This is a genomic window from Mesorhizobium sp. WSM4847 (assembly GCF_055811335.1).
Window position 1 is genome coordinate 138,312 of record NZ_JBVVPY010000007.1, and the last position, 12,554, is coordinate 150,865.

13 protein-coding genes are annotated in these 12,554 nt (G+C 63.5%); 12 read left to right on the forward strand and 1 reads right to left on the reverse strand.

Going from position 1 to position 12,554, the window contains the following annotated elements; translation table 11 throughout:
- Positions 1-78: 78 nt before the first annotated feature.
- The 10 genes from AC0L28_RS12460 to gph are packed head-to-tail and all read left to right on the forward strand — an operon-like array spanning position 79 to position 10,078.
- Positions 79-1,125 (forward strand): class 1 fructose-bisphosphatase, encoded by a 1,047-nt coding sequence (locus AC0L28_RS12460; protein WP_023797695.1) that lies wholly within the window; start codon positions 79-81, stop codon positions 1,123-1,125.
- 5 nt (positions 1,126-1,130) lie between these two features.
- Positions 1,131-2,003 carry a phosphoribulokinase gene (locus tag AC0L28_RS12465; RefSeq protein WP_473477677.1) on the forward strand — a complete coding sequence of 291 codons (873 nt, stop codon included), beginning with the start codon at positions 1,131-1,133 and terminating at the stop codon, positions 2,001-2,003.
- Between the two features lie 10 nt (positions 2,004-2,013).
- The gene (tkt, locus tag AC0L28_RS12470; protein WP_473477680.1) at positions 2,014-4,050 is read left to right on the forward strand and encodes a transketolase; all 2,037 of its coding nucleotides are present in this window, start codon (positions 2,014-2,016) and stop codon (positions 4,048-4,050) included.
- 14 nt (positions 4,051-4,064) lie between these two features.
- Positions 4,065-5,144, forward strand: coding sequence for a class II fructose-bisphosphate aldolase (gene fba / locus AC0L28_RS12475; RefSeq protein ID WP_287225677.1), 1,080 nt, complete (start codon positions 4,065-4,067; stop codon positions 5,142-5,144).
- Positions 5,145-5,165: 21 nt separating this feature from the next.
- Positions 5,166-6,659, forward strand: coding sequence for a ribulose-bisphosphate carboxylase large subunit (locus AC0L28_RS12480; RefSeq protein ID WP_023797691.1), 1,494 nt, complete (start codon positions 5,166-5,168; stop codon positions 6,657-6,659).
- 18 nt (positions 6,660-6,677) lie between these two features.
- Positions 6,678-7,112 (forward strand): ribulose bisphosphate carboxylase small subunit, encoded by a 435-nt coding sequence (locus AC0L28_RS12485; protein WP_023797690.1) that lies wholly within the window; start codon positions 6,678-6,680, stop codon positions 7,110-7,112.
- Positions 7,113-7,120: 8 nt separating this feature from the next.
- On the forward strand, positions 7,121-8,059 hold the full coding sequence (cbbX, locus tag AC0L28_RS12490) for a CbbX protein (RefSeq protein ID WP_027151306.1): 939 nt from the start codon (positions 7,121-7,123) through the stop codon (positions 8,057-8,059).
- 55 nt (positions 8,060-8,114) lie between these two features.
- Positions 8,115-8,801, forward strand: a complete 687-nt coding sequence (gene rpe, locus AC0L28_RS12495; RefSeq protein WP_128173343.1) for a ribulose-phosphate 3-epimerase — start codon at positions 8,115-8,117, stop codon at positions 8,799-8,801.
- Positions 8,802-8,822: 21 nt separating this feature from the next.
- Complete coding sequence (locus tag AC0L28_RS12500) at positions 8,823-9,380, forward strand: thioredoxin family protein (RefSeq protein WP_473477685.1); 558 nt, start codon at positions 8,823-8,825, stop codon at positions 9,378-9,380.
- Between the two features lie 8 nt (positions 9,381-9,388).
- Entirely contained in the window at positions 9,389-10,078 is a 690-nt protein-coding gene (gene gph, locus AC0L28_RS12505) for a phosphoglycolate phosphatase (RefSeq protein WP_287174774.1), read from the forward strand.
- A 136-nt stretch (positions 10,079-10,214) separates the two neighbouring features.
- On the opposite strand, the gene AC0L28_RS12510 is transcribed toward gph, so the two are convergent.
- The gene (locus AC0L28_RS12510) at positions 10,215-10,595 is read right to left on the reverse strand and encodes a c-type cytochrome (RefSeq protein WP_027151302.1); all 381 of its coding nucleotides are present in this window, start codon (positions 10,593-10,595) and stop codon (positions 10,215-10,217) included.
- Between the two features lie 695 nt (positions 10,596-11,290).
- On the opposite strand from AC0L28_RS12510, the gene AC0L28_RS12515 reads away from it, so the two are divergent.
- Together AC0L28_RS12515 and AC0L28_RS12520 are read left to right on the forward strand one after the other, a co-directional pair.
- Positions 11,291-11,500: a hypothetical protein gene (locus tag AC0L28_RS12515; RefSeq protein WP_473477687.1), complete on the forward strand. Its 210-nt coding sequence runs from the start codon at positions 11,291-11,293 to the stop codon at positions 11,498-11,500.
- A 39-nt stretch (positions 11,501-11,539) separates the two neighbouring features.
- On the forward strand, positions 11,540-12,526 hold the full coding sequence (locus AC0L28_RS12520) for an ABC transporter substrate-binding protein (protein WP_473477931.1): 987 nt from the start codon (positions 11,540-11,542) through the stop codon (positions 12,524-12,526).
- Positions 12,527-12,554 lie beyond the last annotated feature (28 nt).

Here is a 12,554-nt window from a genome sequence, read left to right on the forward strand (position 1 = left end):
TGAATTTTACTTATCCATGGCAGTTTGTTCTCATTCCCCATCCGGCCGGAGGAGTTGCGGCTGGATCGGGAGGTTACGATGCCAGCGGCAACGCTCGACGCATTTCTGAATTCCTATCTCGGCCCGCCCGACGAGCTGCGTTCGGCCGTCGTCGCGACCGTCCGTCAGCTGACGCAGGCCGCCACCAAGGTCCGCAACACAATCAATCAGGGGGTGCTCGGCACCGCCTTTGCCGGGACCCGCAGCGCCAATGCCGACGGCGACATCCAGAAGGATCTCGACATCTTCGCCGACGACATCTTCCTCGACGCCATGCGCCACGCTCCGGTCGCGCTCTACGCCTCCGAGGAACTGGAGCAGCCGGTCCTGCTCGACAGCCAGGCGCCTCTCGCCATCGCCATCGACCCGCTCGACGGCTCTTCCAACATCGATACCAACGTCTCGATCGGAACGATCTTCTCGCTCCTCCCTGCAACTGGCGCGCCGGACGAAAATCCGGCCGCCTCTTTTTTGCAGCCGGGCGTGAAGCAGCTGGGGGCCGGTTTCTTCATCTACGGGCCGCAGCTGGCGCTGGTCCTGTCGCTCGGCAGCGGCACGCATGTCTTCGTTCTCTCGACCAGGCTCGGCACCTTCGTCCAGGCCTACGAGAGCCGGATCATCCCGCAGCGTACCCAGGAGTTCGCCATCAACGCCGCCAACTACCGGCATTGGGACGAGGCGGTGCGGCTCTACATCGACGACTGCCTCGAAGGCACTGAAGGCCCACGTGGAAAGGACTTCAACATGCGCTGGATCGCCTCCCTCGTCGCCGACTGTTACCGCATACTGATGCGCGGCGGCGTGTTTCTGTATCCAGGCGACAAGCGCAAGGGTTACCGCCAGGGACGGCTGCGCCTGGTCTATGAGGCCAACCCGATCGCCTATCTCATCGAACAGGCAGGCGGCGCCGCCACCGACACCATCACCCGCATCCTCGAAATCGAGCCCGAGGGCCTGCACCAGCGCGTGCCCGTGGTATTCGGATCGGCGCGCGAAGTCGCACGCATCACCCGCTACCACACCGAGCCCAGCGCGATCGGCGAGCGTGCGCCGCTGTTCAGCCGCCGCGGCCTGTTCAGGGCCTGAACATTATGTCGGCAAAGCACCCCATCATCACCATCACCGGGTCGTCAGGCGCCGGCACCACCTCGGTCAAGCGCATCTTCGAGCTGATCTTCCGGCGTGAGAACATCGACGCCGCCTTCATCGAAGGCGATGCCTTTCACCGCTACGACCGCGCCACGATGAAGGTCAAGGTGGCCGAGGAGGAGAAGGTCGGCAATCCGAACTTCACCCACTTCCATGCCGAGGCCAACGAGCTCGCAATCCTCGAAGAGGTGTTTGAGGAATATGGCCGTCGCGGAACCGGAAAGACCCGCACCTACATCCATGACGAGGACGAGGAGAAGCAGTACGGCACGCCGCCGGGGCAATTTACCGATTGGCGCGAATTCCCGCCGAGCGACCTGCTCTTCTACGAGGGCCTGCATGGCTGCGTCGTCACCGACAAGATAGACTTGGCCAGGCATGCCGACCTCAGGATCGGCGTGGTGCCGGTCATCAATCTCGAATGGATCCAGAAGATCCATCGCGACCGGGCGACCCGCGGCTATTCCACCGAGGCGGTGATGGACGTCATCCTGCGCCGCATGCCGGACTATGTCCGCTACATCGTCCCGCAATTCTCGCAGACCGCCATCAACTTCCAGCGTGTGCCGATCGTCGACACGTCCAACCCGTTCATCGCGCGCTGGATCCCGACGCCCGACGAATCGATGCTGGTCATCCGCTTCGCCAATCCCCGCGGCATCGATTTCCCCTACCTGCTTTCGATGATCCACGACTCCTTCATGTCGCGGCCGAATTCCATAGTGGTGCCAGGCAACAAGCTCGATCTTGCCATGCAGCTGATCCTGACGCCGCTCATCCTGCAATTGATCGAACGCAAGAACCGTGTGTCGTGAGGAGGACGCCATGAACAGCCAAGCAGCAGCCCTGAAGCCCGTCGCCGCCGTCTCGGAGCGCGACATGGCGAACGCCATTCGCGCGCTGGCGATGGACAGCGTCCAAAAGGCCAATTCCGGTCATCCGGGCATGCCGATGGGCATGGCCGACGTTGCGACGGTGCTGTTCAGCCGCTTCATCAACATCGATCCGTCGATGCCCGACTGGCCCGATCGCGACCGCTTCGTACTTTCGGCCGGGCACGGCTCGATGCTGCAATATGCGCTGCACTACCTGCTCGGCTACGAAGACATGCCGATCGAGCAATTGCAGCGGTTTCGCCAGCTGGGCAGCCGCACCGCCGGACATCCCGAATATGGCCATGCGCTTGGCATCGAGACGACGACCGGTCCGCTCGGACAAGGCATCTCGACCGCCGTCGGCATGGCGCTGGCCGAGCGCATGCTGGCTGCCCGCCACGGCGCCGATCTCGTCGATCATTTCACCTACGCGATCGCCGGCGACGGCTGCCTGCAGGAAGGCATCAGCCACGAGGCGATCGACCTTGCCGGTCACCTGAAGCTCGCCCGGCTGATCGTCTTCTGGGACGACAATGCGATCTCGATCGACGGACCGACGTCGCTGTCGACATCGATGGACCAGCCGGCACGGTTCGAAGCCGCCGGATGGCATGTGCAGTCGGTGGACGGCCACGACACGGAAGCCGTCGCTGCGGCAATCGAAGCGGCGCAGCAGTCGGACCGGCCGTCACTGATCGCCTGCCGAACGGTGATCGGCAAGGGCGCGCCCAATCTGGGCGGCTCGGAAAAGACGCACGGCGCGCCGCTGGGCGATGCCGAGATCGCCGCGACACGCGAGAACATCGGCTGGGCCTGCGCGCAGTTCGAGGTGCCGGACGACATCCTGTTCGCCTGGCGCGAAATTGCCGAGCGCGGGCAAGCGGCGCGGCACGCCTGGGAGCAGCGGTTTGCCGCCTCGCCGCAGCGTCAGCCCTTCGAGAGTGCGGTCGCCGGCATCCTGCCCGACGCGGTCTTCGAAGCGCTCGCCGCTTTCCGCAGGGAGCATGTCGAGAAGGCGACCAAGGTCGCAACGCGAAAAGCCTCCGAAATGGCGCTCGGCGCCATCAACGCCGCAACCGAGCTGACCGTCGGCGGCTCCGCCGATCTGACGCACTCGAACCTGACGATCACCAAGGGCATGGCTCGCATAGCGCCTGGTGCCTATGCCGGCCGCTACATCCACTACGGCATCCGCGAGCATGGCATGGCCGCGGCCATGAACGGCATCGCGCTGCATGGCGGCTTCGTGCCTTATGGCGGCACCTTCCTGTGCTTCGCCGACTATGCGCGCGGCGCGATGCGGCTGTCGGCGCTGATGGGCCAGCGCGTCATCTATGTGATGACCCATGATTCCATCGGTCTCGGCGAGGACGGCCCGACCCATCAGCCGATCGAGCACCTGGCGATGCTGCGGGCGACGCCCAACCTCAACGTCTTCCGTCCGGCCGACATAATCGAAACGGCGGAGTGCTGGGAACTGGCGCTGAAGAGCAAGAACCGGCCGAGCGTGCTGGTGCTCTCGCGCCAGAACCTGCCGATGCTGCGCCAAGCACACAGCGAGAAGGCACACAGCGACGAGCCACACATCGACGAGAACCGGTCGAGCCAGGGCGCCTACGTCCTGCGCGAGCCAGCCGGGCACCGCGCCGTGACGCTGATCGCCACCGGCTCGGAAGTCGAGATCGCCGTTGCCGCCGCCGAACGGCTGGAGACCGAGCACGGCATCGCCGCCGCCGTCGTCTCGATGCCGTGCTGGGAGCTGTTCGAGGAACAGGATGCCGGCACCCGCAAGGCTGTCCTCGGCTCGGCGCCGCGCGTCGCCGTCGAAGCCGCAGCACGGCTCGGCTGGGACCGCTGGACCGGCGACACCGGCGCTTTCGTCGGCATGGCCGGTTTCGGCGCCAGCGCCCCTGCCCCGGATCTCTACCGGCATTTCGACATCACGCCCGAAGCCATCGCTGCAGCGGCGCTGAAGCTCATCATCTAGGAAGGACCCCAAAAATGGCCCGCATCACCCTTCGCCAGCTTCTCGACCATGCCGCCGAGCACGGCTACGGCGTTCCGGCATTCAACATCAACAACATGGAACAGGGCCTTGCCATCATGGAGGCGGCCAGGGCCTGTGACGCGCCGGTCATCATCCAGGCCTCGCGCGGCGCCCGCTCCTATGCCAACGACATCATGCTGGCCAAGATGATGGAGGCGTTGACCGAAATGCATCCGGCCATTCCGCTCTGCATTCATCAGGACCACGGCAACAACGAAGCCACCTGCCTTTCGGCGATCCGCCACGGCTTCACCTCGGTGATGATGGACGGCTCGTTGATGGCGGACGCCAAGACGCCGGCAAGCTATGACTACAACGTCGCCATCACCGAACGTGTCGCACGCATGGCGCATTGGGTCGGCGCTTCCGTCGAAGGCGAGCTTGGCGTGCTCGGCTCGCTGGAAACCGGCCAGGGCGAGGCCGAGGACGGGCATGGCGCCGAAGGTGCGCTTTCCCACGACCAGCTTTTGACCGATCCCGATCAGGCGGTCGACTTCGTCACCGCCACCCGGGTCGACGCGCTGGCGATCGCCTGCGGCACCTCGCACGGCGCCTACAAATTCAGCCGCAAGCCCGACGGCGGCATCCTCGCCATGCAGGTGATCGAGGCGATCCACGAAAAGCTGCCCAACACGCATCTGGTCATGCATGGCTCTTCCTCGGTGCCGCAGGAACTGCAGGACGTCATCAACCGATATGGCGGCGAGATGCCCCAGACCTTTGGCGTTCCGGTCGAGGAGATCGAGCGCGGCATCCGTTACGGCGTGCGCAAGGTCAACATCGACACCGATTGCCGCATGGCCATGGCCGGGCAGTTCCGCCGCGTCGCGACGGAAGACCCGCGCGAATTCGATCCGCGCAAATTCCTGAAACCCGCCATGGATGCCCTGCGCGACCTTTGCCGCGATCGCTTCGAGCGCTTCGGCACCGCCGGCAACGCCTCGAAGATCAAAGTTATCGCCATGGACGAGATGGCCAAACGTTACGCCGCGGGAAAACTCGACCCGCAAATCGCAACCGCGAAAGCCGCCTGAGCGGCAAACAGGAGACCTGTCATGAACAAGATCGACATGCCGTCAGCTGGCACGCTCAAGGAAGGCAAGGAACGCTACAAGTCGGGCGTCATCCCCTACAAGAAGATGGGCTACTGGGAGCCGGACTACCGGCCCAAGGAGACCGACCTGATCGCCATGTTTCGGATCACGCCGCAGCCAGGCGTCGACCACGAGGAGGCGGCGGCCGCCATCGCCGGTGAATCCTCCACCGCGACATGGACGGTGGTGTGGACCGACAGGCTGACCGCCTGCGAGCTCTACCGCGCCAAGGCGTTCAGATCCGAGCCGGTGCCGAACACCGGTCCCGGCACCAAGACCGAGCAGCAGTACTTCGCCTACATCGCCTACGACCTCGACCTGTTCGAACCGGGGTCAATCGCCAACCTGACTGCATCGATCATCGGCAACGTGTTCGGCTTCAAGGCAGTCAAGGCCTTGCGGCTCGAGGACATGCGCATCCCGGTGGCTTACCTGAAAACCTTCCAGGGCCCGGCGACCGGCATCGTGGTGGAACGCGAGCGGCTCGACAAGTTCGGCCGGCCGCTGCTCGGCGCGACGACGAAGCCGAAGCTTGGCCTGTCAGGCCGCAACTATGGCCGCGTCGTCTACGAGGCGCTGAAGGGTGGCCTCGACTTCGTCAAGGACGACGAGAACATCAACTCGCAGCCCTTCATGCACTGGCGCGACCGCTTCCTCTACTGCATGGAGGCCGTGAACAAGGCGTCGGCCGCCACCGGCGAAGTCAAGGGCCATTATCTCAACGTCACCGCCGGCACGATGGAGGAGATGTACGAGCGCGCCGAATTCGCAAAACAGCTTGGCTCCTGCATCGTCATGATCGACCTGGTCATCGGCTACACGGCGATCCAGTCGATGGCCAAATGGGCACGCCGCAACGACATGATCCTGCACCTGCACCGCGCCGGCAACTCGACCTATTCGCGCCAGAAGAACCACGGCATGAATTTTCGCGTCATCTGCAAATGGATGCGGATGGCCGGCGTCGACCACATCCATGCCGGTACCGTTGTCGGCAAGCTGGAAGGCGACCCGCTGATGATCAAGGGTTTCTATGACACGCTGCGCGAGGAGCGCACGCCGCAGAACCTCGAAACCGGGCTGTTCTTCGACCAGGACTGGGCCTCGCTCAACAAGGTGATGCCCGTCGCCTCGGGCGGCATCCATGCCGGCCAGATGCACCAGCTGATCCATTATCTCGGCGAGGACGTCGTCCTGCAGTTCGGCGGCGGCACGATCGGCCATCCGGACGGCATCCAGGCCGGCGCGACGGCCAATCGCGTCGCGTTGGAGGCGATGATCCTCGCCCGCAACGAGGGCCGCGACTATCTGCGCGAAGGCACCAAAATCCTCGAACAGGCGGCCAGATGGTGCACGCCACTGAAGGCGGCCCTGGAGACCTGGAAGGACGTCACCTTCAACTACGAATCGACCGACACGGCCGACTTCGTGCCAACCGCAACGCCCAGCTTCTAGACGAAAGGAACCGTCGCCATGATGACCAATCCGGGAAACAAGGTCACGCAGGGACAGTTTTCGTTCCTGCCCGACCTGACCGATGAGCAGATTTCGGCGCAGATCAAGTATGCTTTGAAAAACCACTGGGCGGTCAGCGTCGAGTACACTGACGATCCGCATCCGCGAAACACCTATTGGGAAATGTACGGCAACCCGATGTTCGACCTGAAGGACCCGGCGGGCATCCTGCTTGAAGTCAACAATTGCCGGAAAGCCATGCCCAACATGTATGTCCGGGTCACCGCCTTCGATTCGAGCAAGGGCTGGGAAGCGCCGCGTATGTCGTTCATCGTCAACCGGCCGCCCAACGAACCCGGGTTCCGGCTGCTGCGCCAGGAGCGCGACGGCCGCAGCCAGGGCTATTCGATCGTGCCATATGCGACCGACAGGCCCGAAGGCGAGCGGAGCTAGCCGAAACCATGCTGGACGCGATAGCAAAGGGCACTGCCGCGCCGGACGAATCGGTCGATCTGCAGGCCGAGTTCGAGGCGTCCAACATCGATGAGGTGCTGGGCAAGCTCGACCGCGAACTCGTTGGCCTGAAGCCCATCAAGACCCGCATCCGCGAGATCGCGGCGCTGCTCCTGGTCGACCGGCTTCGCCGCAAGTTCGGCCTGACCTCGGGCGCGCCGACGCTGCACATGAACTTCACTGGAAATCCCGGTACCGGGAAAACCACCGTGGCGCTCAGGATGGCCGAAATCCTGCATCGTCTCGGCTATGTCCGCGAAGGCCACATGGTCGCAGTGACGCGAGACGATCTCGTCGGCCAGTATGTCGGCCACACCGCGCCCAAAACCCGCGAAGTGATCAAGCGCGCCATGGGCGGGGTGCTTTTCATCGACGAGGCCTACTATCTCTACAAGCCCGAGAACGAACGTGACTACGGCCAGGAATCGATCGAGATCCTGCTGCAATGCATGGAAAACAACCGTGACGATCTGGTTGTGATTCTTGCCGGTTACAAGGACAAGATGGACCGCTTCTTCAACAGCAATCCCGGCATGCGCTCGCGCATCGCCCACCACCTCGATTTTCCCGACTACGGCGTCGGCGAGCTCAAATCGATCGCCGAGATCATGCTGGCGGAACAGAATTACCGTCTCAGCGAGGCGGCGGCCAAGGCGCTCGAAGAGTATCTGCCGATCCGCATGCGGCTGCCGCATTTCTCCAACGCTCGCTCGGTCCGCAATGGGCTCGACCGGGCGCGGCTTCGCCAGGCCAACCGGCTTTTCACGTCGCGAGACCGGGTGTTGACGAAGACCGACCTTATCACCATTGAGGAATCCGATATTCGCGGCAGCCGCGTTTTCGCAGAAGGCAAGCTCGAAGGCGAACCGGAGACGAAGGCGCGCTGACAAGACGCCGATTTGGCGTGCAGCGATCGAACGCAAGACAGAATGGGAGCCGACCATGGGTACCAAGACAATCATCGCCCCCTCGGTGCTTTCTGCGGATTTCTCGCGGCTTGGCGACGAGGTCGAAGCAGTCGTCCGGGCGGGCGCCGACTGGATCCATCTCGACGTGATGGACGGCCATTTCGTGCCTAACATCACCTTCGGTCCACCGGTGATCAAGGCGATTCGTGACCGAACCGACAAGGTCTTCGACTGCCATCTAATGATCTCGCCGGCCGACGCCTATCTCGCCGCCTTCGCCGATGCCGGCTGCGACATCATCACCGTGCACGCCGAGGCCGGGCCGCATCTCGACCGTTCGCTGCAGGCGATCAGGAATCTCGGCAAGAAGGCCGGCGTGTCGCTGAACCCGTCGACGCCGGAAAGCGTCATCGAATATGTGCTCGACCGGCTCGATCTGGTGCTTCTGATGACGGTCAATCCGGGTTTCGGCGGCCAGGCTTTCATTCCGGCGGTCGTCGACAAGGTCAGGCGGGTCAAGGCGCTGATCGGCAATCGCCCGATCGACATCGAGATCGACGGCGGCGTCACCCCCGAGACCGCCCCGCTGGTCACCGCGGCCGGCGCCAATGTGCTGGTCGCCGGCTCGGCTATCTTCAAGGGCGGCAGCGAGGCGGCCTATCGCGCCAATATCGGCGCCATCAGGCAGGCAGCCGACGGCGCGATCCGGAAAGCCGCGTAAACCATTTCATCGGAGGACGACATGGGGGCAATCCCACCTGTCTGCGATTTCGGCTGGCCAGCCAGCGATGCCGTCTTGCCCGGTGTCGACGGCAAATCGCATTCGATCTTCAGCCACGCCGGCCCGAACGGGCTGGTGGTGGCCTTCATCTGCAACCACTGCCCTTACGTGAAGGCGGTGATTTCCCGCATCGTCCGCGATGCCAACTACCTCAAGCCCGAAGGCATCGGCTTTGTCGCGATCAACGCCAACGATGCCGACGCCTATCCGGATGATTCCTTCGACAACATGAAGCTCTTCGCCAAGGCGAACGGCTTCACTTTCCCCTACCTCCACGACGAGCGCCAGACGGTGGCGCGTGCCTATGGAGCCGTTTGCACTCCGGATTTCTTCGGGCTCAACAGCGAATTGACGTTGCAATATCGCGGCCGGCTGGACGCGGCGCGGCGCGACGCCGGACCGCCCGGACTGAGACGCGACCTGTTCGAGGCGATGAGACAGATCGCCCGAACCGGCGACGGACCGCGGGACCAGATCGCTTCGATCGGCTGCTCGATCAAGTGGAAGGACGCCGCATGAACGTCGGCATGAGTAGGCCGTTTCGATCGCCGAAGGCGATCCTGTTCGATCTCGACGGCACGCTGGTCGATTCGGCGCCCGATATAACCGCCGCGGTCAACGAATTGCTGGCTGGTCGCGATCTGCCGCCGCTGCGCCTGGAACAGGTCAAGGCGATGATCGGCGGCGGCGTCAGGAAACTGGTCGAGCGAGCCTTCGCGGCATCCGGCGCGCCGCTCCTCGGCAGCGCCCTCGACGAGGCCAACCGTGCCATGGCGCCGATCTACCGCAGACATCTGACCGGCCTGACGACGCTGATGCCCGGCGTCAGGGAGGTTCTCACCCACTTCCATTTGAGCGGAATAGCCATGGGCGTGGTGACCAACAAGCCGCAGCTGGCGGCTCGCGAAATCCTGCTGCATTTCGGGCTGACGGACCATCTCGGCGCGATCGTCGGCGGAGACGCCGTGACTTGCCTGAAACCGGCGCCCGACGCTCTGCTGCTGGCGCTCGACCAGCTTCAGGTCGAGCCTCGTGACGCGCTGATGGTCGGAGACAGCGGCGCCGACGTGGCCGCCGCCCGCGCCGCCGGCATGCCGGCTATCCTGCTGCGTGGCGGCTACACCCAAATTGCCGTTGAAGCGCTTGGCGCCGACCTGGTTTGCGACGGCCTGCTCGATCTGCCTTCCGCCATGCGCAGGCTGCAAGACGCCGCTTGACCGGCGCCAACCAGTGCGGGCGCCGGCCGAACGCAGTTTGCGAACGGCCGGCGAAGTCGCGTTACTCCGGGGTCCGGGGGAAGAACCGGGTTACTTCCGGGGGAAGAACCGGGTTATTTCCTGCGGAAAAACCGGGTTATTTGGAGTATTGCTTCAGATAGGCGATGACGTTGGCGAGATCCTCGTCCTTCTTGAGACCGGGGAACGCCATCTTCGTACCTTTGATCATGCCCTTCGGGTCGCGAAGATAATTCGTCAGCGTGGCTTCGTCCCATTTGACGCCGGATTTGCCCGCCTCGGCCATCGGTTTGGAATATTTGAACCCCGGATGCGTGCCGGCCGTCCGGCCGATAACGCCGCTTAACGACGGACCGATCTTGTTCTTGTCCTCGTCGACGACATGGCAGGCCTTGCATTTGGCGAAGACCTTCTCACCCGCGGCGGCATCCTGTGCCTGCGATTGGTTTGTAATAAACGTCGCAACGGACACGACGGCGAAAAATGCGACTGCACGCATGGCATTTCCTCATTGATCGTCAAGGTGCCCTGGACGATTTGCGCATGCCTTTGTCTGATCATCGGCATGCATCGTTTAATGCAGAGCGAAAACGTCTCCCTTGTGGAGTTGCAACGCCTGCATCCTGGAAGCTACCCGGCAGATGAGCGATGTCAACCATGCAGCGGTTCGCACCAGGCAATCGTTTCGGACAAAGGAGCGCGTCCAAGTCGTATTGGCGACTGTCGACGACGGCGCTGCCCCTCATCCGCCTGCCGGCACCTTCTCCCCGTATAGGGACGGGGCGAAGGGGGCTGGCCGCAACGTCGGCGCCCTTTCTGCGACGCTGGAGATTGGCGAAATCCTTTGCAAAGGCGTCTTTCTCCCCGTCACTGTACGGGGAGAAATGCCCGGCAGGGCAATGAGGGGCAGCGCAAACGGACTCGATTGTCTTTGCGCTGATCTGCGCCAATGACCCGCATCGAGGCGGGTTTTTTGTTTCAGGTATCGCCGCCCCCCAAGTTCAGAGCGCGCTCGGCTCCGGTAGACCCAATCCATTCCCGTCGTTGACGGCCATCGGGCGAGCGCGTAGCCTCAAACCATTCCGGTTTTCCATGGGCACCTCGGGACTCCGGCAGTTGGCGATTTTGTCCAGGCTCGCGGATCGGGCCGGAACTCGTCAAAGCGGGCGTCTTCAAGCGCGCAAGAGGTGCTGAATGGATATGGTCGACCTCATATTGACGGTTTGCCTGATTGCCAATCCGGGCAATTGCCGAGACGAACATCTCTATTTCGAGAGCCGCGGCTCTCTGTTCCAATGCATGATGCTGGCGCCCACCGAAATCGCGAAATGGTCGCAGGAACACCCGACCCTCAAGGTCAGGCGCTGGAAATGCGCTTTGCCGAACAAAGACCGTGCGATCTGATCGGCGCCCCGGCCCGTTACGGCCCCGGGAGGAGACATCATCATGATTTCGCGTCGAGGAACGCTCCGGCTGGCGGCTCTTGGAACAGCCGCGGCACTTGTCCCAAAGCCCTCCTTCGCCACGAACAGGATTCGCATCGGTGTGCTGAAATTCGGCACCGTGAGCTGGGCGCTTGACACGCTGAAGCACCACAAGTTCGACACAGCCAACGGCATCGATCTGGAGGTCGTCGATTTCGCCGGCGAGGATGCAACCAACGTCGCCTTGCTGGCCGGCGCGATCGACATGATCGTCTCCGACTGGCTGTGGGTCTCGCGCCAGCGCTCCGAAGGCGTCGACCTCACATTGGTCCCCTATTCGACCGCCGTCGGGGCGATCATGGTGAAGGAGGGAGCGCCGATCCGCACGATCACCGATCTCAGGGGAAAAAAGATCGGCGTCGCCGGCGGACCTCTCGACAAAAGCTGGCTGCTGATCCAGGCGCTGGCCAGCCGCGATCACGACTTCGACCTGGCGGCAACCAGCGACATCGTCTTTGGCGCGCCGCCGCTGATTTCGGAAAAGGCGATGCAGGACGAGCTCGATGCGGTGCTCAATTTCTGGCATTTTTGCGCCCGGCTCGAGGCCAACGGCTTTCGTCGCCTGATCGGCGCCGATGCTGCGGCGAAAGCGCTCGGTGCCTCGGGCGCCGTATCGGCGCTCGGCTATGTCTTTCATGACAAATGGGCGAACGAACATCCGGACGCTATCAGGGGCTTCATCAAGGCTTCGGCGCAGTCCAAGGACTTGCTGGCCAGATCCGACGACGAGTGGCTGCGCCTTGCGCCTGATATCCGCGCGCAAGGCGAGGAACTGGCAAGACTGCGTGACCGCTATCGCGAGGGCATTCCCAGACGCCCCGTCGCCGAGGATGCGGCCGACGCCGGAAAGCTCTATCGTGTGCTGGCCGAGATCGGCGGCGAAAAGCTGGTCGGCCGCGCGCCGGAGATGGCGCCCGGCACGTTCTGGCAGGTACCCCCGCAATGAGCGCACCTGACACCGGCGATCGCCCGCC